Origin of the sequence: Actinomyces urogenitalis (genome assembly GCF_002861525.1) — a bacterium.
Classification (GTDB): Bacteria; Actinomycetota; Actinomycetes; order Actinomycetales; family Actinomycetaceae; genus Actinomyces; species Actinomyces urogenitalis.
Map to the genome: position 1 here is coordinate 52,754 of NZ_PKHA01000002.1, position 24,759 is coordinate 77,512.

Below are 24,759 nucleotides of genomic sequence, written 5' to 3' on the forward strand. Positions count from 1 at the left end.
CAGGGCTGTCACCAGCCAATATAGCAGCCCCCGCCACCCGGTGGCGCGCCCGCCCCGGGCTCAGTGACGACGGCGCAACAAGGCGTCCATCGGCGTGAAGTCACTCATGGCGTCGACCGGAGCCTGGCGCGGGAAGCGGGCGATGAGCTGGGCGAGCTCGCCACCAGCGCGTTCGATGCGCTCCGGCAGCGGAGTCGTCCCGCCTCCCGCGCCGCCCTCCTCTCACGAGGCCCCGAAGTCCTCGCTGGCAGCGAAGACGACCAGCGTTGCCGTGACGGCCTTGAGGTCGGCGAACAGGGGACGCATCGCCATCTCGGTGACTAGCGAGTGGCGCGCCGTGCCCGCGGTGGCGCCCATGAGGACCGGCACCCCGCGCAGCGTGCCCTCGGGCAGGACGTCGATAAAGGACTTGAACAGCCCGGAGTAGGAGGACTGGAAGACGGGCGTCACGGCGATGACGCCGTCGGCCTGCGCGAGGGCGTCGACGGCGGCCTTGAGACCCTCACTCAGCGGACCACCGACGCTCGCCAGGGCGATGTCACTGACCAGCGGACGCAGGCTGATGACCTTGACGCTGGCCATCCGCGAGTCCGCCTCCAGCGCCAAGCGCGTGGACTCACCCAGGCGCTCGGCGAGCATCGCCGAGGACGAAGGCGTGGACACCCCGGCGTGGAAGGCGACGATCTTGGCGAAGCGCCCCATCTGGGTGTGGTCGTAGGCGTCTGTCACCTCGCCGTGCTCCCCGGCGGGCACCGCCTGGTCGGACTGGTTCATCTCGACAGTCATGGCGTTCTGCCTCTCCTTCAGGTCCTTGGTCCGCAGCACCCTCAGCGGGCGCGTCGTCCGGTCAGCGGGTCGTAGCCCTCGGCCAGGGCGAAGGGCTCCTCAGCCGGGGGCTCGGCACCAGTGAGGGCAGCCAGATGGCGAGGGTGGAGCGGCGCGTCCGGCACGCTCTGGGGACGTGCGGTCTCCAGCCCGGCGCGCAGGGCAGGGACCACGAGGGTGCCGAGCATCTCGATCTGCCGCATCACCTCGGCGTGCGGGACGCCTCCCATGTCCAGGACGAAGGCCTGGCGCTGATAGTCCCCGACGACGTCGCGGTAGCGCAGGTACTTCTCCACGACCTGCTCGGGCGTGCCCACCGCCAGCGGGGTGTGGGTGGTCATCTCCTCCAGCGAGGCACCCTGGTAGACGTAGGTGTTGCGGAAGTAGGGCTCGTAGCGGCGGAACGCCTCAGCCGGGCTGCCCGCCATGAAGACCTGGCCGCCCAGGCCCACATAGGCTTCCTCGGCGCGGCCGTGGCCGTAGTGCTCAAAGCGCTGGCGGTACAGGTCCGTCATCTTCTTCACGTGGTCAGAGGGCCAGAAGATGTTGTTATGAAAGAAGCCATCGCCATAGCAGGCGGCCTGCTCGGCGATCTGAGGGCTACGGATGGAGCCGTGCCAGACGAAGGGTGCCACGCCGTCCAGCGGACGGGGCGTCGAGGTGAAGTCAGTCAGGGGCGTGCGGAACTCTCCCTCCCAGTCCACGTTGGTCTGGGACCACAGCGTGCGCTACAGGTCATCGTTCTCCACGGCCAGCTGGATGCCCTTGCGGATGTCCTTGCCGAACCAGGGATAGACGGGCCCGGTGTTGCCGCGCCCCATCATGAGGTCGAGCCTGCCATCAGCCAGGTGCTGGAGGTAGACGTAGTCCTCTGCCAGGCGGACCGGGTCATTGGTGGTGATGAGCGTGGTGGCGGTGGACAGCAGGAGACGCGAGGTGCGAGCGGCGATATTGCCGAGGAGCGTCGTCGGGCTGGAAGGAGCAAAGGGAGGGTTGTGGTGCTCGCCGGTAGCAAAGAAGTCCAGGCCGGCCTGCTCAGCGGCCACCGCCATCTCGACGGTGTTCTTGATGCGCTCGTGCTCGCTGGGTGGGCGGCCGGTTGCCGGGTCGGTGGTGATGTCGCCGACGGTGAAGACGCCAAAGTGCATGCGGTGGCGGCCTGGGAGGCCGGCGTCGTGAGCCGGGGCGGCCGACGGCGTTGGGGCGGAGTGGTCCATGAGCGGATCCTTCCTCGGGTGACGGGGCTGAGATGCTGTACCCAGCAGCACTAGTTCAATGCTCAATCATTCCGAGAGGTGAGTCACTCGCCACCTCAGCCAGGCCATTGCTGTCGCATCACTTGATCTCATCAGCCCATGCAACCACGCACAGGCCTTAAGTCCTCTACGCCGCCACTATCCCTAGCCCGCCGCGGCGTTGCTCTCTCCCACTGCACAGGAACCTTCCCATGCCCGTCTGTCCTACTGGTGCCGTCCACGAGGTCGGTCTCGACGACCTGTTCTTCTCCACCACTGACGCCAAGGGCGTCATCACGAGCGCCAACGAGGTCTTTGTCCGCCTGTCACGCTTCTCGCAGGAGGTGCTGCTCCACGCGCCTCACAACATCATTCGCCACCCGGCCATGCCAGGCGGCGCCTTCCGCGCCATGTGGGACACCATCACCTCAGGGCAGGTCTTCGCCTGCTACGTGCGCAACCTCGCCGCCGACGGCTCGGAGTACAACGTCTTCGCCACCATCACCCCGCTCAGGGACGGCAGCTACCTGTCGGTGCGGACCCGCCCGGTGTGCGAGGAGCTCTTGTCCACCGCCCTGTCCGTCTATGGCGGCGCACGCAAGGTCGAGGACCGCGCCCTGACCCAAGGCTCGACCCGGCGCGAGGCAGCACAGCTGGGAGCCGCCCACATCGTGCGCACCGTCAAGGGCCTGGGGCTGGAGGACTACGAGGCCTTCCAGAACACCGCCCTGCCGGCCGAGGTCGCCCGCCGCGAGGAGCTCGGCGCCACCTGGCCTGAGCGCCCCTTCGCCTCCGGACCACTAGGAACCATGTTGCGCACGGTCACCGACCTCAACGAGGACCTCGGGGCCTGGACCAAGAGGCAGGACGAGCTGGCCGATCTGGCCGGGAGCCTGCGGGCGGCCAGCCACCGTCTCTCCCACGCCCTGGCCCCCGCCCGGCTCACCAACGAGTCGGTGTCCCTGCTCGCCCACGAAGGGCCACAGGTCAGCCGGCTCACTGAGCTGCTGCGGCTGTGGCTCCAGATGCAGGGCATCGTCAGTCAGCAGGTTGACCGGCTCGTCCGCGACCTCGCCCTCATGGAGCGCAGCGTCGGACGCATGCGCCTGCGCATCGCGCTGGCCCGCCTCCACGCCGCCGTCACCGACTCCTTCATCGTCGAGCGCATCGACTCCCAGGACGCTCCTGGCGTCCACAGCGCAGCCGAGCTGTCCCACGGCGCTATCGGCCAACTCACCCAGGCCCTGGAGGACGGCATCGCCGAGCTCGCCCGCCACAGCACGCAGCACGCAGCGTCTGGCGGCGCAGACCACCCAGGCGATTGCCCAGGCCCAGCGGGTCCTGACCATTCCTCGTCAGCTGTTGCTCATGTGGAGCTCCAGCCCTGCGGCCCAGGACCCGCGCCTGCCGCTGCTGACCCAGCAGCTGTCCCAGGGCATCACGCAGGCCACCCACAGCTCTGCCCAGGCCCTGGCCGAGCTCAGCGAGCTTGCGGCGCGGTGCCAGGCGCTCGCCGTCGTCGAGTCGACCGAGACCCTGTGCCAGCGCGTGGTCGAGGTCGGCCAGGACCTCACTGACTACGAGGAGCTCGCGTCCCGCTCAGGCCTGTGAGGTCAGGCGGGCACCGTCCATGTCGATCCCCGGGCGCAGGACCGTCCAGCCGTGGCGCTCCAGCGTGAAGCGCGTCTGCTGCGGCAGCTCCGCCAGGACCAGCACCGTCGGTCCCGCGCCGGAGATCACCGCGGGGTAGCCCTGCTCGCGCAGGGAGTCCATGACCGCCATCGAGTCAGGCAGGACGCTGCGCCGGTACTCCTGGTGGAGCCGGTCCTCGGTGCCCGCCATGAGCAGGTCCGGGCGACCGGCCAGCGCCAGCATGAGAACCGCGGCGCGCGAGGTGTTGAACAGGGCGTCAGCGCGCGGCACCGAGTCCGGTAGGACCTTGCGCGCCTGAGAGGTGGACAGCCGCGTGGTCTCCGGCGGCACGAGCAGACTGACGGGCAGGTGGGCGTCCACCGGCATCGGGGCGGCATGAGGAGTGCCGTCAGCATCGGTCCAGGCCACGGTGGCCCCGCCGAAGACCGCCGGAGCGACGTTATCCGGATGCCCCTCGAACTGGGTGGCGATGTCGAAGACCAGGTCATCACCCAGCGCCTGTGGCTCCGAGATGAGTCCGCGGGCCAGCATGAGGCCAGCCACGGCAGCCGAGGCAGACGAGCCCATACCACCGCCGTGCGGGATGCGGTTGACGCAGCGCATCTCGAAACCGGCCTGGGGAGCGCCCACGGCCTCCAGCCCGGCCCGCAGCGCCTGGACCACCAGGTTGCCGTCATCAGTGGGCACGCGGCCGGCGCCCACGCCCTCGACCGTGACCTGGGTCGGGCCGGCGACCGGACGCACACTGACCTCGTCGTAATAACGGAAGGCCATGCCGAAGGAGTCGAAGCCGGGGCCCATATTCGCCGTCGTCGCCGGCACCCGCACCGAGGCGGACTCGTGGGTCAGACGCATCTCACTCACCCTCCACTCGCTGGACCGAGACGACGTCGAGCACCCGGGCCTCGCTGCGTAGTCCAGCCACGGCGGCCTCCAGGTGGGCCACGGCGGCGCGGTGCGTCACGATCGTGACCACGGCCCGGCTCCCGCCAACGTAGGCGCTCTGACGCACCGAGTCGATGGAGACCTCGTGCTCGGCAAAGACCCCGGCCACGATCGCCAGCGAGCCGGGCTGGTCATCAACACGCAGCTGGACCTGGTAGCGCGTCAGGGCGGCCTCGGGCCCCAGGATCGGCAGGTCGGCGTAACTGGACTCACGCGGCGCCTGGCCGCCGTGGACCCGGTGCGCCGCCGCGGCGACGACGTCGGACAGGACCGCCGAGGCCGTCGGGGCGCCACCGGCGCCCTGTCCGTAGAACATGAGGCGCCCGGCCGACTGCGCCTCGATGAGGACGGCGTTGAAGGCGCCGTGGACGCTGGCCAGCGGGTGGTCGGCCGGCACGAGGGCCGGGTGGACACGCACGGAGATGCCGCGGGCGTGGTCGTCGTCGCGCCGCTGGGCGATGGCCAGCAGCTTGATCTCGCAGCCTGAGGCGTGGGCCTCGCGGATGTCCGCCGCGGTGACGGACCGGATGCCCTCGACCGTGACGTCATCGAGCCCGACTCGTGTATGGAAGGCGAGCGAGGCGATGATGGCAGCCTTGGCCGCGGCGTCCAGACCGTCGACGTCGGCGGTCGGGTCCGCCTCGGCGTAGCCCAGCTCCTGGGCCGTGGCCAGGGCCTGGTCGAAGCTGAGCCCCTTGGTGCTCATCTCGTCCAGGATGTAGTTGGTGGTGCCGTTGACGATGCCGAGGACGCTGGTGACCAGGTCGCCGGCCATGGACTCACGCAGTGCGTAGACCACGGGGATGGCTCCGGCTACGGCCGCCTCGTAGTAGAAGTCGACCTCCGCCGCCGCGGCCGCCGCGTAGAGCTCGGGACCGTGGGCGGCGATCAGGGCCTTGTTCCCCGTGATGACGGAGGCCCCGGCCCGGAAGGCCGCCAGGATGAGCGTGCGGGCCGGCTCGATGCCACCGATCAGCTCGATGACCAGGTCGTTGGAGGTGGCCACGCGCGTCGCGTCATCGGTCAGCAGCTCACGCGGGACCGCCTGGTCGCGTGGCGCGCTCGCGTCCCGCACGGCTACGCCCGTCACCTCCAGCCGGGCTCCCGCGCGGGCGGCGAACTCCTCGGACTGCTCCAGCAGGAGGCGGACCACCTGGGTGCCCACCGTGCCGCAACCGAGCACTCCCACGCGCAAGGTGGCGGTTCCTGCCGGCGAGGGCGAGGTGGGTGGGAGCGAGGAGTCAGTCATGGGAGCTACCAATCGTGTCAGTCAGGACCACGGCGGCGCACCCCCTCACCTCAGGTGGGCCCCGCCGTCGTGCACAACGGGACCAGCATAGGCGGCGCCGGGAGCGCCCTCGGAACGGTCTCACCGCCGCCTTGACGAGGCTGGGGCGCAGACCGTGATGGTCTGCGCCCCAGCCCGTTCATCCTGGCTCAGCCCCGGCAGGCCCTCTACCGGCGGCTAGCCCCCGTCACTGGTGACGACGGCGCACCAGGAGCGTTCCTGCCACCACGGCACCCGCGGCCAGGAGAACCGGCACGGCGATGACACCGCCAGTGCGAGCCAGCCCCTTGCCAGGGCGCGGCTTGGTCTCCTTGGGCGTGGGAGTGGAGGAAGGAACCGGCGTGTAGGTGTTGGTGAAGGAGGTCTCCACGACCTGGTTCTTCTCACTCACCGTCACGCTACGTGCCGCCGGCAGAGCCAGGTTGTAGCCCTCGACCTCGGCGGAGTCAGTCTTCTCCTGGATCGTACAGCTCGTGCCCGTGGGCACGGACGGACCGGTGACTGCCTTGCCGTCAGCCTTGGCGCGCAGGCTGCCCTGCGTGCCGTTGGTGCAGTCGTAAGAGAAGGTGAACTCCTTGTCCCCGACCTCGGCGCCGGTGACCGTCTTGAGGACGGAGAAGGTGCCCAGGTGGCGGGTGTAGGTGTTGACAAAGGACAGCGCTGCGGTGGTGTCCTTGTCCTTGATGGTCAGGGTCTGGGGCTCAGGCGTCTTGACGTCGTAGCCCTCAACCTGCGCGCTGGCAGCCTTCTCCTCCACGGTGCACCGGGCCCCCAGCGGCAGCTGGGCAGGAGCGGGCACGGCGGTGCCGTCACCCTTGACGCCAGTGATGTCACCAGAGACCGTGCCCTCCACGGAGGTGCAGGTGTAGTGGAAGTCGAAGGTGCGGTCCTTGAGCGTCTTGGCGTCGTCACCCTCAACCTTCTTGGCCACGGAGAAGCCGCCCTTGAGCGCAAGGTAGGTGTTGGTCACCGTGGTCTCCACGTCCTGGTCCTTGACGATCGTGACCGAGGAGGCCGAGACCTCCGTCGAGACCGAGTAGCCGTCACGCTCGGCCGAGCTCGGGTCCTCGCGGATCACGCAGGTGGTTCCTGCCGGGATTGCGGGGCTGTAGGTACCGCCGCCATACGGGCTCACGTCCAGCGTCCCGACCGAGCGCGCCGGGTCGTTGCAGGAGTAGTGCATGAGGAAGGTCTCGTAGAGGTAGTCGTCATCAGAGTCCTGACTCTCCTGCGCCTGGCCCTCCTGAGCCTCCTCACCCTCCTGGGTGAGCGCCGTCGGCATGGCGGTGTCCTGCGGCAGGTGCGGGTAGTCACCCTCGATGATCTTGCGGATCACGAAGCGGCCGACGTCGCGGGTGTAGGCGTTGGTGAAGGAAGCCGTCGCAAGCCCCTGGCCCTCGGGCGTGATGGTCACGGTCTGGGGCTGCGCAGCCGAGGCGTCCAGGGTGTGCCCCTCGACCTCGGCGGAGTCCGCGTCCTCCGTGACCGTGCAGGTTGACCCGACCACGATCGGCTGGCTGTTGCGTACCGGCTTGCCGTCGCCCTTGGCAGTGACCGTGCCCGTGGTGCCGTCAGAGCAGTCATAGGAGAAGGTGAAGGTCTTGTCCTGCACCTTGGCGCCGGTGACCTCCTTGCGCACCTGGAAGTAGCTGGGGACCACCTCAACCGTGTTGGTCAGATCCACGCCCACGGTGTTCTGGTCCGCGATGGCGAAGGTGTTGGTGGTCTTGCCGTCCACGACGAGCTCTGGCTCGCTCCAGGCATAGCCCGGGGGAAGCTCGATTCCCGAGGTGTCCTCGGACAGGGTGATCGTGGTGCCCTTGGGGAAGGTCACCGGAGGGGTCGGGCCGGTGAAGGTGTTCATCTGCCCCAGGACCGCGTCGAAGGTAGCGGTTCCTGTGCGCTGGTCAGCGTTGAGCGTGCCCGGCGGGTCCCATTCGGGATAGTCGGCGCGAGTGGCGCCCTTTGGCAGCTCGTAGCGCACCGTGAGCGGGAAGCTGGTCCCCGGCGCCACCTGTGAGGCGCCGCCACCGGCAATGTACTTGGAGACCTTGAAGGTGCCGTAGCCAAGCTTCATCTGGACCGAGATCCCGAAGGACCCCACGAAGGACTTGGAGGTCTGCGCGGAAAGGACCGTGCCCTTGAGGGCGACCGAGTTGTGGTAGACGAAGCCGGCCATCACCTTGCCCGTGGCGCTGTCCACGGGGGTGGGGTAGTTGATGTCGTAGTTGGTCCGCGGCGCGAAGGGACCCGAGACGGTAATCGTCATCGGCGTGCCCTGTGAGGTCGGCGTGCCGCACTCGATATTCATCGAGAAGGTGCCGGCCTCGGTGGTCATGGTGCTTCCGCCGTTGGTCAACGGCAAGGGCTTGCCGTCCGGGGCCGTGGCCGAGCGCGTGCGCACGAGGTTGGTGCGGGCCAGATGCTCTCCTGCCGGGCACGTCTGCCCCGGGCCGAGCTTGTCCTCAAAGACCAGGGTCTGGGAGGTGGCACCGTCGAACCTGACCTGCTTGCCCTGGGCGGCGAAGGCCTCCTGCGCCTGCTCGGTGCCGAAGCTCAGTCCCCAGGAGACCCGGGAGGAGTTCTCGTCAAGCCCGGTGGCGTACTTGATGATCGAGACCGGGGTGTAGGTGTCCGTGCCCTTGGTGATGCCGCCACCGGGAACCTGGACCTTGAGGGTCTGAGTGCCGTTGATGACGAAGGGCAGCTCGCTCTCGTCCGTGGCCTCGACGACGGACAGGTGGACCTTGCCGGACCCGAAGGCCGAGTGGTAGCCGGCCTGGACCCGTCGCTCCATCTCAGCGTTGAAGGTGCAGGTCATGGTCCGCGCCTCCATTGTGCAGCTGCCGACCTCGACCTGCTGACCGTCACCGAAGTCATAGGTGAAGGGCTTGGTGGACTGGACCTTGTACTCCAGCTGCTGGGGCAGGCCGACGGAGAAGGAGTCACCGTCCTTGATGGTGGCGTTGCGCCCGTCCCAGTCGAAGGTGAGCAGGGTGAGGCAGGAACCGACGCGAGGCTTGCCAGGCTGCTCATCCTCCGAGGCGTCAATGTGCTTCAGCGCCAGGTTGGTGACCTTGATGTCCTGGTTGACCTCCGCCGCCGCAGGGGCGGCGAGGGTGGGCAGGACGAGGACAAGGACCGCTAGTAGCGCCACGAGCGCGGACCTGCGTGGTGGGGACGAGTGCCGTAGACGGCGCGGCATCAGCCGCGTCATGAAGACTCCTTCTCTGGGATGCGGCACACAAAGCCGCACGACAGCCGGAGTCTTGCAATCGCGCCGTTAGAGGCACGTAAGTAAAAAAGAGTTAACGACTCTCACCGCGCCTCGGCTCCCGCTATCCCTCCAGGCGCAGGAGGTCCTCGACCGTCTCAGGCCGCAGCAGCCAGCCCTGTTCCCCCTCATGCACCCAGGCCACGCCGGGGCGGGTGAAGAGGTTGTAGTTCGAGGCCATGGAGCGTCCGTAGGCACCAGTGGCCGGAACCGCCAGCACGTCACCGACCGCCAGGTCCGCCGGCAGGTCCACGTCCCGCACGACGACGTCCCCGGACTCGCAGTGCTTGCCCACCACACGCGAGCGCACCAGGCCGGCCGCGGGGTCCGGAAGGCGGTTGGCCACGAGAGCCGTGTAGGCGGCGTCGTAGAGGGCGGGGCGGATGTTGTCACTCATCCCACCGTCCACGCTGACGTACAGGCGGCTGGCCCCCTCCCCCAGCTCCACACGCTTGAGGCCAGTGACGGCGTAGAGCGTGAGGGTGGAAGGCCCGACGACGCTGCGTCCGGGCTCGACTGACACGTGCGGGACGGAGTCGCCCAGCTCGGTGCACAGTGAGCGGACTGTATCTGCCAGGACCCGCGCCACCTGAGCCGGCGAGGGCGGGACGGGGTCCGCAACGGTGTAGGCGATGCCGTAGCCGCCGCCGAGGTCCACCTCCTCGGCCAGGATCCCGGTGTCACGGGCGACCTCATGGCGCAGGGTGAGCACCACGCGAGCCGCCTCGCGGAAGCCCGCCAGGTCCATGATCTGGGAACCGATGTGGGAGTGCAGGCCGTGCAGGCTGAGCTCAGGGGCGGCGATGATGGCGTCGATCGCCTCACGAGCCGCTCCAGTGGTCACGGAGAGGCCGAACTTCTGGTCCTCGTGGGCGGTGGCGATGTACTCATGCCCTCCGGCGTGCACGCCGGTGGTCAGGCGCACCATAACCGCTCCGGTCTCCTCGGGGCCGTAGGTGCCGGCCTCGCGCAGCCCGCGTACGGCCGCCGCAGCCAGGTCCACCTCCTCGCGCGAGTCGAGCACGAGGTGGCCTACCCGGTGGGCGAGGGCGACGGCGATCTCAGCCTGGGTCTTGGCGTTGCCGTGCAGCCCGAGCCGACCGGCGCGGTCAACAGCCTCGACGCCGTCGACCTCCTGCAGCGCTGACAGCCCGACGGCGAGCTCGATCCGGCTGGCCGTGTCAATCCCCATGCCTTCCTGGAGCACCATCTGGCCCACAGCCGTGGTGAGGAAGGCCTTGCCGGCGTAGAAGGCCGTGCCGCCGTTCATGCCGTAGGGGGGCCAGAACTCCTCAGCCATGGCGGCCGACCAGCTGGCGGCGCGCCCGCGCAGGTCCTCCTCGTCCAGGACGAAGACCGGCGTGGGTGCCTCGGCGAGCACCTGGGCCAGAGACCGCCCGCCGATGGTGAGGCCGCCGTCCGGGCCGCGCCGCACCGTCGTCGGCCACAGGTCCGGACGCTCATGCGGCTCCGGGGCCCGCAGGCTGCCCAGCGGGGCCTCGCCGGCCGGGACGACGGCGGCGGTCACATGCGCTCCGGGGCACTGACGCCCAGCAGGCCCAGGCCGTTGGCCAGGACCTGGGAGACGGCGTCGTTGAGCCACAGGCGGGCCACGTGCCCGGCGTCGACCGGGTCCTGGCCGCGCGGGGTGACGCGGGTGGCGGCGTACCAGGCGTGGTAGGCGCCCGCCAGCTCCTCCAGGTAGCGGGCCACGCGGTGCTGCTCGCGCAGGGAAGCTGCCTGTGCCACCACGGCCGGGTACTGGGCGAGCACGCCGAGCAGGGCGGAGTCAGCGGCGTCGTCCAGGGCGGCAGGGTCGAAGGCGATAGCGCCCTCGCGCTCCACACCGTGCTCGGCGGCGTTGCGGGCCACGTTGCGGGTACGGGCGTGGGCGTACTGGACGTAGTAGACCGGGTTCTCGTTGGAGGAGGAGGCCAGCAGGTCCAGGTCGATGTCGATCATCGAGTCCATGGAGGAGCGCGTGAGCGCGTAGCGCGCGGCGTCCACGCCCACAGCCGAGACCAGGTCCTCCAGGGTCACGATCGTGCCGGCGCGCTTGGACATGCGCACGGGCTGGCCGTTCTTAACCAGGTTGACCAGCTGGCCGATGAGGATCTGCATGTTGACGCCCGGGGTGTCACCGAAGGCGGCGCACATGGCCATCATGCGGCCGATGTAGCCGTGGTGGTCGGCACCCAGCAGGTAGATGGCACAGTCGGCGCCGCGCTGGCGCTTGTCCAGGTAGTAGGCGACGTCGCCGGCAAAGTAGGCCGCGTCGCCGTCGGACTTGATGAGCACGCGGTCCTTGTCATCACCGAAGTCGGTGGTGCGCAGCCAGGTGGCGCCGTCGTGCTCCTCGATGACCCCGCGCTCGCGCAGCCGCTCGATGGCGGCCGCCACGGCACCGGACTCGTGAAGGGAGTCCTCGTGGAAGAAGACGTCGAAGTCAGAGTGGAACTCGTGGAGCTCGGCCTTGATGGAGTCGAACATGAGGTCCACACCGCGAGCGCGGAAGACCTCGGTCGCCTCGGCGTCGGGCAGCGCGGCCGGGTCAGGGCGGCCGGCCTCCAGCTCGCCGGAGGTGACGGTCTGGGCGATCTCGCCGATGTAGGCGCCGCCGTAACCGTCCTCCGGGGTCTCCTGGCCGCGGGCGGCGGCGAGCAGGGAGCGGGCGAAGCGGTCGATCTGGGTGCCGTGGTCGTTGAAGTAGTACTCACGGGTCACCTGCGCGCCGCAGGCGGCCAGGATACGGGCCAGCGAGTCGCCGACGGCGGCCCAGCGGGCACCGCCCAGGTGCACCGGGCCGGTGGGGTTGGCGGAGACGTACTCCAGGTTGACGTGGGTGCCAGCCAGGGAGTCGTTGCGCCCGTAGGAGGCGCCGGCCCTCAGGATCGTGCGGGCCAGCTCTCCGGCGCTGGCGGCGTCCAGGCGGATGTTGAGGAAGCCCGGGCCAGCAACCTCGACCGAGGCGACACCGTCGACCTCGCCCAGGCGGGCAGCGAGCAGCTCGCCGAGCGCGCGCGGGTTGGTGCCCGCCTTCTTGGCCAGCTGCATGGCGACGTTGGTGGCCCAGTCTCCGTGCTCGCGGCTTCGCGGACGCTCGACCTTGGGCAGCGGGACCTCCTCCTGGGGCAGGTTGAGGTCGCCGTCGGCGACGGCTGCGAGGAGGACGGTGCGGATCGCTTCAGCAAGCTCTTCTGGGGTCACGGCTCCAGGGTAGCGGAGGAGCTCAGGGCTGCCATGACGCACAACTGCGCCTCACGTCACGGCAAGCCGCCCAGCCAGCGCCGCCGGTGCACGCTAACATTTCGGCTAGCCGAAACCTCCCAAGGAGCTTGCCGTGCCCGACGACGTCGAGACCATCGCACAGCGTCACCGTCCCCACCCCTCCCCCGCCCCACCGCGCCACCGTCTCCTGGCGCTGCTCGGACCGGCCTTCGTGGCCGCCGTGGCCTACGTAGACCCTGGGAACGTGGCCGCCAACGTCACCGCCGGCGCCCGCTACGGTTACCTGCTGGTGTGGGTGCTCGTCCTGGCCAACGCCATGGCCGTGCTCATCCAGTACCAGAGCGCCAAGCTCGGCATCGTCACCGGACGCTCTCTGCCCCAGGCTCTGCGGCCCCGGATGAGGCCGGCGAGCAGGATCGCCTTCTTCCTCCAGGCCGAGCTCGTCGCCATCGCGACCGACCTGGTCGAGGTGATCGGAGGGGCGATCGCCCTCCACCTGCTCTTCGGCCTGCCGCTGCTGGCCGGGGGCTGCATCGTCGGCGTCGTCTCGATCGGCCTGCTGCTTATCCAGGAGCGACGCTCCCAGCGCACCTTCGAGGGCATCGTCGTCGGCTTGCTGGTCATCATCACCATCGGCTTCGTGGGCGGTCTCTTCGTCTCCCCGCCCGACTGGGGGCAGACCGCCGCCGGCCTCATCCCGCGGCTGCGCGGCGCGGACTCCCTCCTTGTGGCCGCCTCGATGCTGGGCGCGACCGTCATGCCCCACGCCATCTACCTGCACTCCTCGCTGGTGCGCGACCACCACGACGAGATCGGCGAGGGCCGGGCGCACCGCGACGCCGCAGGAGCGAAGGGCTCACGCACCGGCCGGCTCATCCACGCCACACGGGTGGACGTCGTATGGGCGCTGGCCGTGGCCGGCTGCGTCAACATCGCGCTCCTTCTCCTCGCCGCCTCCGCGCTGGCCGGAGTGGAGGGGACGGACACGATCGAGGGGGCACACGCGGCCATCACGGAGTCGCTGGGCAGCGGCGTCGGGATCGTCTTCGCGGTCGGCCTGCTGGCCTCGGGGCTCGCCTCGACCTCGGTGGGGGCCTACGCGGGCTCGGAGATCATGCAGGGACTGCTGGACGTGCGCGTGCCGATCATCGTCCAGAGAGTCATCACCCTCATCCCGGCGCTGGTCATCATCGCCCTCGGGTCGGAGCCGACCTGGGCGTTGGTGGTGAGCCAGGTGGTGCTCTCCTTCGGCATCCCCTTCGCCATCGTGCCGCTCATGCGCCTGACCGGCTCGGAGCAGGTCATGGGCCGCTGGCGTGACGGCGTCCTGCTGCGCTGGGTGAGTCGGGTGGTGGCCGCCGTCATCATCGTGCTCAACATCGCCCTGCTGTGGCTGACGCTGAGCGGCCAGGGCTGAGGCACGCCTTCGGCTCGGCCTCCTCGTTTTCACTCCTGGCAGCGGCGCTGGTACAGTCTGCCAGCGGGCCCCGGTAGCTCAGTGGATAGAGCGTCTGCCTCCGGAGCAGAAGGTCGCAGGTTCGAATCCTGTCCGGGGCACCACCGAACCCTCGTCGCCACTGGCGGCGGGGGTTTTGTTCTGCCGGGCCGGTACGTGCCAACGCTCATTGCCGTACGCAGACGCGATTGGGGCGTGCCTCCCAGGCCCTGAGAGGTACGTCCCAATCGCATTGGCACGGTCGCATGGGCCAAGGCACGCCCGAATCAGCCCGCCGTGGCCCGACGGCGGTGCGCCGCCAGACCTGCGGCGCCAGGCTCACCGCGCCCGGTCCACCGCCTCCGGTCCACCCAGAGGCCACCCCGACCGGGACTACCTGCTCGCCGCCACAAGATCCCGGTCAGTATCGAAGAGCACGCGGTCCTCCTGCAGGCTCATCTCTCCTGCGCGGTTGTCCCCGAAACATCGTCCGACGCTGCGCTCGGTCCACGACTCCCAGCCCGGCTGGCCCTCACGGATGAAGCTCACCCAGACGCCGTGCATCGCGTCCGCCAGCTCCTGCGGTGCCCCACCGCCCAGCGTGTGCTCGCAGTAGGGATCAGCCAGGCAATCGAAGGTGAAGGGGATATCCATGCAGTGGGTTGCCATATGCAGGGGCCCAGCACAGTAGGCGAACTCGTAGGCGTAGGAGCCGGCCGACGTCGTCCCCTCCCCTGCAGCAGCCTCCTGGCGCGCCAGGAACCACTCGGCGACGACCTTGTGGAAGGTGGCGTCAGAGATCAGGTCACCGACCACCATGTGCGGGGCATCGGCGTGCTCAGGGTGCGCCGCGATGACACGCTCGGCGATCTCCTCGCTCAGCCCACCGGCCACCAGCACCTCACGCAGGTCTTTGCCCTTCATCGCCTCTGCCATGCCCAGGCCGGCAAAGGCGAAGTCGTGCATGGTCGAGCCGGCCAGGACCGGGACCTTCGCGCCCCAGCCGCTGCGCAGCGCCTCGACCTCATCCAGGGCGATCACCTCGCCGTCAACGGTAGGCAGGAAGGGGATGTCCGATCCGGACTGGCTGAGCACACCGCGCAGCGCCTCCACCGGGTCCGCCAGGCCCGCCAGCCCTGCGCCGTCGGGAGCAGTGACCTTGCGGGAGGCCTCGAAGACCTCGTCATAGGTGGCCGAGCGTATCCCCTCCAGGCTCAGCTCCACGCCCAGCACCTGGGCCAGCGTGCGGCTCATCTCCTGGGTGGTGCTCGCGCTGCGCTCAGGCAGGGCACCGGACTGGCTGATGATCCGGTGGAACAGGCCCTTGGCCCGAGGAACCGCCAGGAGCACCATCGAGTTGCCCCCTCCGGCGCTCTGGCCGGCCACCGTCACCTGCTCCGGGTCCCCACCGAAGCGCGCGATATTGTCACGCACCCACTCCAGCGCCATCACCTGGTCCAGGACCGCGCGGTTGTAGGGCGCGTCCGAGCCCGGCACCCAGCCGTAGCCGTCGTAGCCCAGCCGGTAGGCGACCGACACGGTGACAACACCGTCGCGGTTGAAGGCGGCGCCGTCGTACCACGGAGAGTTGTGGGAGCCGGAGGACCAGCCACCGCCGTGGATCCACACGAGCACCGGCAGCCTGGCGCCCTCGTCCCCTGGGGTCGGGGTGAAGACGTTGACGGTCAGGAAGTCCTCCCCCGGCACCGAGGGCTCGGGGATGGCGGGATCGTCAAAGATCGAGCCACGCTGCGGGGTGGCCGACGGCGTGAGCGCCGTACGCTCCTGCGTCCAGCCCGCCCGGCGTACCGGGGCCATGAAGCGCCGCTCGCCGAAAGGTACCTCGGCGTAGGGGATGCCGTAGAAGGCCGCCGAGCGAGTGAACAGCGGGGCCGGCCCCTGGCGGTCAGGGGCGGAGACGATCCTGCGCCACAGGCCTCGCACCGGCCCGGCGGTGGTCTCGACGCGAGGCCCTTCCTCCGTGGTGGGCACTGCGATCGGCGTGGAGGCGACGTGCTGACGGGTGAGCTCGCTCATAGTGATCCTCTCTGATCTGGACGCGATCGTCGGGATCACCTTACTGCCCTACCGGTCAATATGCGTCGGTTGCGCCCAGGCCCGGCCCAAGACCCCGACCTAGCCGCCCAGGACCTCCAGAGCACGCTGCGGGACGTCAGTGATGAGCGCGTCGACGTTGAGAGCCGCCAGGCGACGCATCTCGGCCGGCTCGTTGACGGTCCACACGTGGACCTCAAGGCCGTAGGAGTGCGCCTGCGCCACGAATCGTGGGGTCACCACGTTCACGCCACGGAAGGTCGTGGGAACCTGGACGGCGTCGGCCCTCCCGTTCGGCCATCCCCAGCGGCTATGAGGAAGCGAGACCGCTGCCTCGGCGCGCAGCACGATACCGGCCACGTCAACGGTTCCCAAGGAGGTCCGAGCCCGTGGCTCCTGCCGCCGCAGCACCGCCAGACGACGTGCGGAGAAGGAGGCGAAGCGCACCCGTTCCAGGGCTCCAGCCATCCTCACCACCTGCAGCGCGTCCTGGACCACCCCAGGCTCCTTGAGGTCGACGTTGATCCGCAGGTCCGGGAAGGCGTACAGCAGATCGTCCAGCCGCACCGGAGGACGCCCGTCACCGACGTCCAGACCTGAGAGCTCCTTCCAGGTCAAGGCCGAGATCGGCTCCGTCCTGCCGGCGCTGCGCCCCAGGTCAGGATCGTGGGACAGGACCACCACGCCGTCGGCGCTGCGGCGCAGGTCCGTCTCCATCCAGGGCAGGCCAAGCCCCGCGGTGTGCTCCGCCCCGGCCCAGGTGTTCTCGGGGACCTCACCAGCGCCACCGCGATGAGGGATCACCAGGCAACGTCGCGGTGCGCTCATACGCTCACCGTGCTGGCGCGCAAGCCCGTCGCGCGCTCCCACCTGCCCTTCGGTCACAGGCAGCTGGAGGTCAGCTCGGCAGCGCCGTGCTCGGCGAGCCAGGAGGTGGGGTCAACGGTGGTCTCATCGGCGCCGTCGTTGGCGGTGCGGACCTCGAAGTGCAGGTGCGCACCGGTCGAGCGCCCGGTCGAGCCGACCCCGGCAATGAGCTGGCCGGCACTGACCTCGTCACCTACGTGGACGTAGATGCCGTCCTCGTACATGTGCAGGTAGCTCGTGTACCAGGTCTCGCCGTCGAGCTCGTGCTCGATGACCACGGTGCCCGTGCCGTCGGAGGACATTCCGGCCGTGACCACCTTGCCGGCGGCCGCTGCGTAGATCGGGGTGCCGACGGCGGCCGCATAGTCCTGCCCAGCGTGCAGCTTGAGGTAGCCGAGCGTGGGGTGGATGCGGTAGCCGTAGGGCGAGGAGATCGTGTAGGTGCCGGCCACCATCGGGTTGACGACCTCGGGGGCCTGGGTGAAGGCGGCGGTGTCACCCGAGGCGCCTGCCGGCTGGACCGTACAGGTCTGGGCGTTGACGTAGGCCTCGCGAATACGTGCCAGGGTTGCGGCGTCCGGGACGTTGGACAGGGCAGCATCGGTCGACTCGTCCAGGTCGGCGTCCGATCCCAGGACCGCGGCTGCCACGGAGGAGGCAGCCGCCGTCGCGGCGCTGGTCGCCGCCGCCTGGGCCTGGACCACCGAGGCGCTGGCCTGGCTGGACAGGCTGATGCGCGAGCTGAGCGGAGCCAGCACGGTGACCGAGGCCAGGACCACCAGGACGCCGATGCGCCCGGCCGTGCCGAGTGAGGTGCCGCTGCCGGCCCACGAACCTGAGGCGGGTACGGGGCGGGTCGAGCCGCGTACGCCAGTCTCCTGGCGGTCGCGGCCAGAGGGACGACGGCGGGACCGCTCGATCGCACGCCGCTGCGTGCGGGACAGGGTCGTCGGCCACGGGTCCTGGGCGAGCTCCTGCTCCAGGTGCTCAGCCACCGCCGTCGGCGGGACCTGTCCGGGCTCAGCCTGCGGAACCGGCGGGATGCCCTCGGTATCCGCCGAGGAGAAGTCCTCGGGCTCCTGCCCGTTGACCGCGAGCGGGGCCTGCGCCGCAGCCTGCGCCGCGCGCTCGGCGTCGCGTCGCTGACGGCGCGTCATCGGCTGGGAACTCACGCCACGGGCCTCCACAAGCTGCTGGTCACCGTGCTGCCGGAGCCGGTCGCACGGTCGGGCGGCGGCTCGTCAAGAGGAACCGCCACAGGGGACGATAACGATCACATGACGAACACGCCAGGGCTAGGCCCACAACTGTGGACAGCACCACGGTCCTTATGAGCGATCGCGACGCTGGTACTCCTCGCGCTGCATCGCGTCATTCACCTCACCGACCAGCTCCTCCAGGATGTCCTCCAGGAAGAGCACGCCGAGCATCCGCCCGTCGGAGTCCTCCACCCGCCCCAGGTGCGCACCGGTGCGCTGCATCGAGGCCAGCGCGTCCTCGATCTCAGCCTCGGCACGCACCGGCACCAGCGCCCGGGCCCGCCAGGCCGGCACAGGCTGGCTGCGTTCGGCGGCGTCGGCGTACAGGACGTCCTTGAGGTGGAGGTAGCCGGTGACCTGCGGACGCTCCTGCGTGCCCGGACGCACCAGCGGGAAGCGCGAGTAGCCGGTCTCGGTGACGGCGCGCTCGACCTCCTCGGGCGTGCACCCCTGCGGCAGGGTCACCAGGTCCTCCAGAGCCACCATGGCCGATCCCGCGGTCTCCTCGGAGAACTCCAGGGCCCCGGTCAGCAGGCCTGAGTCATCCTCCAGCACCCCCTCGGCGGTCGAGCGCTCGACGATCGAGGCGACCTCGGCGGCGTTGAAGGTGGCTGAGACCTCGTCCCGGGTCTCGATCCCCATCCGGTGCAGCACCCAGTTGGCGAAGCCGTTGAGGGCCGTGATCACCGGGCCGAAGACCCGCGAGATCCACACCAGCGGCGGAGCCAGCCATCGCACCGCGGTCTCGGGCGCGGAGATGGAGATGTTCTTGGGCACCATCTCACCGGCGACGACGTGGAGGTAGACCACGATCACCAGCGCGATGACGACGGCCACCGCATGGGCGCCGGTCGCCCCCACACCGATCTTCTCCAGCAGCGGGGTCAGCATGTGGGCGATCGCCGGCTCGGCCACCACCCCCAGCCCCGTCGAGCACAGGGTCACGCCCAGCTGGGCCGTGGCCAGCATGCGCGAGACGTGCTCCAGCGCCCACAACGCCGTCGCCGCCTTGGAGTCACCCGCCTCAGCCAGGGGCTCAAGCTGGGAGCGGCGCGAGGAGGTGACCGCGAACTCCGCGCCGACGAAGAAAGCGTTGCCTAGCAGGAGGAGAACCGTGACGGTCAGGGCGGCGGGGGTGCTCATCGCTCCTCCTTCACGGCGTCCTCGCCCAGGTCGAGGCCACGGGCACGCAGGCGCGTGACGCGCCGCCCCTCCATCGCCTCCACGGTCAGCTGGGCGCGCGCGGTGGTGACGACGTCGCCGATCTGCGGGATGCGTCCCAGCTCCGCCATGACCAGACCGCCGAGGGTCTCGTACGGGCCGTCGTCGGGCACGTGGATGTCAGCGCGCGCCGCCAGCTCGTCCGGACGCATCCAGCCCGGCACGATCCAGTTGCCGTCAGTGTCCATGTGGACCCCGCCGCGGCGCCTGTCGTGCTCGTCGGCGACGTCGCCCACGATCTCCTCGACGGCGTCCTCCAGCGTCACGACCCCAGCCGTCCCCCCGTACTCGTCCACGACGAGGGCCATCTGGCTGCCCGTCGCCCGCAGCTCAACCAGGAGCGAGGCCAGCGGCATCGTCTCGGGCACGCGCGGCGCCGGGGTCATGAGCGAGGAGGAGGCCACGGACACCGAGGAACGGCGCTCGAAGGGCACGGCGATGGCCCGGCGCAGGTGGACCACCCCGAGCACGTCGTCGACGTCCTCGCCGATGACCGGGAAGCGCGAGTGCCCGGTGGCCCGGGCCAGCTCCACCACGGCGTCCGCCGTCGCGTCCGCCTCCAGGGTGTGCAGACGTCCTCGGTCTGTCATGACGTCGACGGCGGTCAGACGCCCCACGCCGATCGAGCGGGTGAGCAGGGTGGCAGTGGAGAGGTCGAGCGTGCCCTCCTCGGCGCTGTGACGCACCAGCGCCGCCAGCTCACCAGCCGACCGTGTCCCACTGATCTCCTCCGCCGGCTCGATGCCCAGCCGGTGCAGGACCAGGTTCGCGGTGTCGTTGAGGACGATGATGACGGGCTTGAGGAGCGTCGTGAAGGCCATGAGCGCCGGTGCCACCATGCCGGCGGCGCGCAGCGGGTCCGCCAGGGTCGCGTTCTTCGGGATGAGCTCGCCGAGCACCATGGAAAAGGCGTTGACGAAGACCAGTGCCGTCACGGCCGCGACGCCGGCGGCCACGGACTGCGCCACCCAGCCCGTCATGACCTCCTCCAGCAGCGTGGCCAGCGCGTCCTGCATCGTGTAGCCCAGCAGGATCGTGGTCAGCGTGATGCCTACCTGCGCCCCTGACAGGAGCGTGGACAGGCGTCCCAGGGCCTTGCGCACGGTCACCGCACGGCGGTCCCCCTGAACCGCCCGTGTCTCCACGGTCGAGGGGTCCAGGGCCACCAGCGAGAACTCTCCGGCCACAAAGACGGCCGTGCCTGCGGTCAGGACCACGCCCAGGGCGATCATGAGCCAGTGGATCATGCGGCCCACCCGTCAGGAGCCGAGCACGAGCCGCTCACACTGGCGGTCTCAGGGTGCGGATGGTCAGGTTCGGTCAGCTGGCCGGTGGCGCGAGAGCGCGGTCGGCGGGCATGTCGTCGCATAGTGATGAGCACGGTATCACCGACACCACCGCGTGCCGCCAAGGAGTCAACCAGTCCAGTGTCTTTAGTCCCGCGTTTTGCTCACACCATCACCCCCTCCCCCCTAGGATGGTCTAGGACACAGCGCCGAGACCCGCCCCACCCACCCGGGCACGCCTGCGCAGCGCTGCAACGAGGCACCAACGAGGAGAGACCACAGTGTCGAGCCACAACAGCACCACCCCGGACTTCGGAGCCAATGAGTGGATGGTGGAGGAGATGCGGGACGCCTGGCTGAAGGACCCCACCTCAGTCTCACCTCAGTGGCGCTCCCTGTTTGAGTCTGGCCGCCTTCCTGGCCCGAGCAGCCAGCCCGCCCCCGCCCAGCCTGCGACCAAGGTCCCACAGCCTGACGCCCCCTCCCCCGCCCCCGCAGCGACGCCGTCGTCGCCCGTCCCCCAGCCCAGCCAGTCCCCGCAGGCCGAGGACGCCCTGCCCGAGACCGGAGCCGGCGCCGCACCACACCGCCAGGCCTCCCCTGCCCAGGACGTCACGCGCTCCGACCTTCCCCCAGCCCCCACCTCTGACGCCGCTCCGCCCACCTCCCCCTACGCCCACCAGCGTGCCCTGCTGCGCGCGCTTGACCTAGCCGGCCAGGTCCGCGAGGAGGACGCCGAGGTCCGGATGAAGGGCGCCGCGGCACGTACCGCCAAGAACATGGAGGAGTCCCTGTCGATCCCGACGGCGACCTCCGCTCGCGCGGTGCCAGCCAAGGTCCTCATCGAGAACCGGGCCATCATCAACCAGCACCTGTCCCGCACCCGTGGCGGCAAGGTCTCCTTCACCCACCTCATCGGCTGGGCCGTGGTCGAGGCCATGGCCGAGATGCCGGGGATGAATGTCTCGTACTCCGTGGATGGCGCCGGCAAGCCGGTCCTGCGCGAGCCTGCCCACGTGGGATTCGGCCTGGCCGTTGACGTCCCCGCCGCCAACGGGGAGCGCCGCCTGCTGGTTCCCTCCATCAAGCGCGCCGACGAGCTGGACCTGGCCGGATTCGTCGCCGCCTACGAGGCCCTGGTCCGCAAGGCGCGCGACGGCAAGCTGGAGGTCGAGGACTTCCGGGGCACGACCGTGACCCTGACCAACCCCGGCATGATCGGGACCCTGCACTCGGTGCCCCGGCTCATGCCCGGGCAGGGCGCGATCATCGGCGTGGGCTCGATGACCTACCCTGCCGCCTTCGCCGGGGCCAGCGAGGAGACGCTGGCACGCCAGGGCGTGGGCAAGACGGTGACACTGACCTCCACCTATGACCACCGCGTCATCCAGGGAGCGCTCTCCGGAGAGTTCCTGCGGCTGGTCGAACGCAAGCTCCTGGGACTGGACGGGTTCTGGGACCGCTGCTTCTCCTCGATGCGTGTGCCTCACGAGCCCATCCGCTGGGAGCGTGACACCACCTACGACCCGGAGCTGGAAACCGGCAAGCCCGCGCGCGTGGCCGAGCTCATCCACGCCTTCCGCCAGCGCGGCCACCTGGCCGCGGACACGGACCCGCTGACCTTCCGGCTGCGCCGTCACCCCGACCTGTCCCTGTCCAGCTACGGCCTGAGCCTGTGGGACCTGGACCGCACCTTCCCCACCGGCGGGCTCGGCGGTACCGAGCGCGCCACGCTGCGCCAGATCCTGGAGCGCCTGCGCGAGGCCTACTGCCGCACGGTGGGCGTGGAGTACATGCACATCCAGGACCCCGCCCAGCGCCGCTGGTGGCAGGAGCGCCTGGAGGCGGAGTGGGAGGTCACCACCAGCGCCGAGCGGCGCCGGATCCTCACCAAGCTCGCCCAGGCAGAGGCCTTCGAGACCTTCCTGCAGACCAAGTACGTCGGCCAAAAGCGCTTCAGCCTGGAGGGCGGGGAGTCCCTCATCGTGCTGCTGGACCGGCTGCTGGACGAGGCGGCCCACGACGGCCTGGACGAGGTGGTCATCGGTATGGCCCACCGTGGCCGCCTCAACGTGCTGACCAATATCGCCGGCAAGTCCTACGGCCAGGTCTTTGACGAGTTCGACGGTAACGGCGTCATCGTCGGCGCGGGCACCGGAGACGTGAAGTACCACCTGGGCACTGAGGGTGTCTACACCGGCACCGAGGGCGTGACCACCCGAGTGTCCCTGGCCGCCAACCCCTCCCACCTGGAGACGGTCGACGGCGTGGTCGAGGGCATCGTACGCGCCAAGCAGGACCGTATCGGCCTGGGAGACAAGGGCTACACCGTCATGCCGGTACTCGTGCACGGCGATGCCGCCTTCGCCGGCCAGGGCGTGGTCTACGAGACCCTCAACATGAGCCAGCTGCGCGCCTACCGCACGGGCGGGACCGTGCACGTCGTCGTCAACAACCAGATCGGCTTCACCACCGGCTCGGCCTCGGGACGCTCGACCACCTACGCCACGGACCTGGCCAAGGGCTTGCAGGTGCCGATCTTCCACGTCAACGCTGACGACCCTGAGACCGTGGCCCGCGCGGCGCGCCACGCCTACGAGTACCGCGCGACCTTCCACAAGGACGTCATCATCGACCTCATCTGCTACCGCCGCCGCGGGCACAACGAGGGCGACGACCCGTCAATGACCCAGCCGGTCATGTACCACCTCATCGACTCCCTGCCCTCAACCCGCGAGGTCTACACCCGCGACCTGGTGGGCCGCGGTGACATCACGGCCGAGGACGCCAAGGCGATCGAGGACGCCTTCCACGACGAGCTGGAGCGAATCTTCGCCGAGACCCGCGCCGCTCACCAGGGCGAGGCCACCGGTGCCGGCGAGCGCGCGCAGGACGAGGCCGAGGGTCAGTCACAGGCCGATCCCACCCAGGTTGGGCTGGCCCGCACGAGCCTGGAGGTCCCGGCCTCCCAGGAGGCGGGCGCCGGCATGATGATCGGGTGGACCAGCGCGGTCGGCCGCGACGTCGTCGAGCGCATCGGCGACTCCCAGGTCGCCTACCCCGAAGGTTTCAAGATCCACCCCAAGCTCGCCACAATGCTGGCCAAGCGCCAGCAGGCCACGCGTGAGGGCGGCATCGACTGGGGGCTGGGCGAGCTCATCGCCCTGGGCTCCCTCCTCATGGAGGGCGTGCCCGTGCGCCTGGCAGGTGAGGACGCACGCCGTGCCACCTTCGCCCAGCGCCACGCGGTCCTGCACGACAACGCCAACGGCCAGGAGTGGACGCCGCTGGACTTCCTGACTCCGGACCAGGCTCCGCTGGAGATCTACGACTCCCTGCTCAGCGAGTACGCGGCGATGGCCTTCGAGTACGGCTACTCGGTGGAGCGTCCGGAGGCGCTGACCATATGGGAGGCCCAGTTCGGCGACTTCGCCAACGGCGCGCAGTCCGTGATCGATGAGTACGTCACCTCCGCCACCCAGAAGTGGGGTCAGCGCTCCGGGCTCGTCCTCCTGCTCCCCCACGGCCAGGAGGGCCAGGGGCCGGACCACTCCTCGGCACGCATCGAGCGCTACCTGCAGATGTGCGCCCAGGACAATATGTGGCTGGTCATGCCCTCGACTCCGGCCAACCACTTCCACATGCTGCGCGAGCAGGCCTACCGCCGTCCGCGCCGCCCGCTGGTGGTCTTCACCCCCAAGCAGCTGCTGCGTCTGAAGGCCGCCTCCAGCTCGGTGGAGGAGTTCACCACGGGCTCCTTCAAGCCGGTGATCGGCGAGGTGGACCCGGCGATCGCCTCAGGATCCGGCGTGACCCGCGTGCTCGTGTGCTCGGGCCGTGTCTACTACGACCTCCTGGCCGAGCGTTCCAAGCGCGGCGACTCCTCGGTGGCGATCGTGCGCCTGGAGCAGCCCTACCCGCTGCCCGAGGCCGAGCTGGCCCAGGCACTGGCGCCCTTCGCCGGCGCCCAGGTGTGCTGGGTCCAGGACGAGGCCGCCAACCAGGGCGTGTGGCCCTACCTCGGTCTGCACCTGCCGGAGGCGATGACCTCCGCCGGCGCGGTCCGGCTTGTCTCGCGTCCCGAGGCGGCTGCTCCCGCCGTCGGCACGGCCGGAGCCTACAAGCGCACCCAGGCCGAGCTCGTGGCCCGGGCCTTCGCTCGGGACTGAGCCTCCTGCCACCACGAGT

General features: G+C 69.8%; 14 protein-coding genes, 1 tRNA gene and 1 pseudogene. 4 read left to right on the forward strand and 12 right to left on the reverse strand.

From position 1 onward, the window contains the following. Nucleotides 1-222 precede the first annotated feature (222 nt). A complete protein-coding gene (locus tag CYJ26_RS02980; protein WP_420808677.1) occupies nucleotides 223-786 on the reverse strand; it encodes a CE1759 family FMN reductase in 564 nt (187 codons plus the stop codon). A gap of 41 nt (nucleotides 787-827) precedes the next feature. Further along, nucleotides 828-2,042 (reverse strand): annotated as a pseudogene (locus CYJ26_RS02985) (CE1758 family FMN-dependent luciferase-like monooxygenase). 230 nt (nucleotides 2,043-2,272) lie between these two features. On the opposite strand from CYJ26_RS02985, the gene CYJ26_RS02990 reads away from it, so the two are divergent. Then, nucleotides 2,273-3,637 (forward strand): PAS domain-containing protein, encoded by a 1,365-nt coding sequence (locus CYJ26_RS02990; protein ID WP_101637924.1) that lies wholly within the window; start codon nucleotides 2,273-2,275, stop codon nucleotides 3,635-3,637. Nucleotides 3,638-3,659: 22 nt separating this feature from the next. Here CYJ26_RS02990 and thrB read toward each other — a convergent pair whose 3' ends face one another. The 5 genes from thrB to argS all read right to left on the reverse strand — a co-directional run bounded on the left by thrB (nucleotide 3,660) and on the right by argS (nucleotide 12,427). Continuing rightward, nucleotides 3,660-4,568 (reverse strand): homoserine kinase, encoded by a 909-nt coding sequence (gene thrB / locus CYJ26_RS02995; RefSeq protein ID WP_006549147.1) that lies wholly within the window; start codon nucleotides 4,566-4,568, stop codon nucleotides 3,660-3,662. Nucleotide 4,569: 1 nt separating this feature from the next. Then, nucleotides 4,570-5,907, reverse strand: coding sequence for a homoserine dehydrogenase (locus tag CYJ26_RS03000; protein ID WP_034236519.1), 1,338 nt, complete (start codon nucleotides 5,905-5,907; stop codon nucleotides 4,570-4,572). A 226-nt stretch (nucleotides 5,908-6,133) separates the two neighbouring features. Beyond that, entirely contained in the window at nucleotides 6,134-9,163 is a 3,030-nt protein-coding gene (locus tag CYJ26_RS03005; RefSeq protein ID WP_145990753.1) for a DUF5979 domain-containing protein, read from the reverse strand. Between the two features lie 121 nt (nucleotides 9,164-9,284). Continuing rightward, nucleotides 9,285-10,748 (reverse strand): diaminopimelate decarboxylase, encoded by a 1,464-nt coding sequence (gene lysA / locus CYJ26_RS03010; RefSeq protein WP_034236515.1) that lies wholly within the window; start codon nucleotides 10,746-10,748, stop codon nucleotides 9,285-9,287. Then, nucleotides 10,745-12,427, reverse strand: coding sequence for an arginine--tRNA ligase (gene argS, locus CYJ26_RS03015; RefSeq protein WP_034236513.1), 1,683 nt, complete (start codon nucleotides 12,425-12,427; stop codon nucleotides 10,745-10,747). The genes lysA and argS overlap by 4 nt, the downstream gene beginning before the upstream one ends. Before the next feature lie 154 nt (nucleotides 12,428-12,581). On the opposite strand from argS, the gene CYJ26_RS03020 reads away from it, so the two are divergent. Continuing rightward, entirely contained in the window at nucleotides 12,582-13,865 is a 1,284-nt protein-coding gene (locus CYJ26_RS03020) for an Nramp family divalent metal transporter (RefSeq protein WP_101637994.1), read from the forward strand. Between the two features lie 67 nt (nucleotides 13,866-13,932). Beyond that, nucleotides 13,933-14,008 (forward strand) — tRNA-Arg (locus tag CYJ26_RS03025). 268 nt (nucleotides 14,009-14,276) lie between these two features. On the opposite strand, the gene CYJ26_RS03030 is transcribed toward CYJ26_RS03025, so the two are convergent. The 5 genes from CYJ26_RS03030 to CYJ26_RS03050 all read right to left on the reverse strand — a co-directional run bounded on the left by CYJ26_RS03030 (nucleotide 14,277) and on the right by CYJ26_RS03050 (nucleotide 20,532). Further along, nucleotides 14,277-15,920: a carboxylesterase/lipase family protein gene (locus CYJ26_RS03030; RefSeq protein ID WP_101637926.1), complete on the reverse strand. Its 1,644-nt coding sequence runs from the start codon at nucleotides 15,918-15,920 to the stop codon at nucleotides 14,277-14,279. Between the two features lie 99 nt (nucleotides 15,921-16,019). Continuing rightward, the gene (locus tag CYJ26_RS03035; protein ID WP_180950835.1) at nucleotides 16,020-16,766 is read right to left on the reverse strand and encodes a glycerophosphodiester phosphodiesterase family protein; all 747 of its coding nucleotides are present in this window, start codon (nucleotides 16,764-16,766) and stop codon (nucleotides 16,020-16,022) included. Nucleotides 16,767-16,819: 53 nt separating this feature from the next. Continuing rightward, nucleotides 16,820-17,977 carry a M23 family metallopeptidase gene (locus CYJ26_RS03040; RefSeq protein ID WP_231550233.1) on the reverse strand — a complete coding sequence of 386 codons (1,158 nt, stop codon included), beginning with the start codon at nucleotides 17,975-17,977 and terminating at the stop codon, nucleotides 16,820-16,822. Between the two features lie 156 nt (nucleotides 17,978-18,133). Continuing rightward, entirely contained in the window at nucleotides 18,134-19,207 is a 1,074-nt protein-coding gene (locus CYJ26_RS03045; protein WP_006549134.1) for a hemolysin family protein, read from the reverse strand. Further along, nucleotides 19,204-20,532: a hemolysin family protein gene (locus CYJ26_RS03050; protein ID WP_024034706.1), complete on the reverse strand. Its 1,329-nt coding sequence runs from the start codon at nucleotides 20,530-20,532 to the stop codon at nucleotides 19,204-19,206. Before CYJ26_RS03050 ends, CYJ26_RS03045 begins: the two co-directional genes overlap by 4 nt. Nucleotides 20,533-20,900: 368 nt before the next feature. On the opposite strand from CYJ26_RS03050, the gene CYJ26_RS03055 reads away from it, so the two are divergent. Then, entirely contained in the window at nucleotides 20,901-24,740 is a 3,840-nt protein-coding gene (locus CYJ26_RS03055) for a multifunctional oxoglutarate decarboxylase/oxoglutarate dehydrogenase thiamine pyrophosphate-binding subunit/dihydrolipoyllysine-residue succinyltransferase subunit (protein WP_229083163.1), read from the forward strand. Nucleotides 24,741-24,759 lie beyond the last annotated feature (19 nt).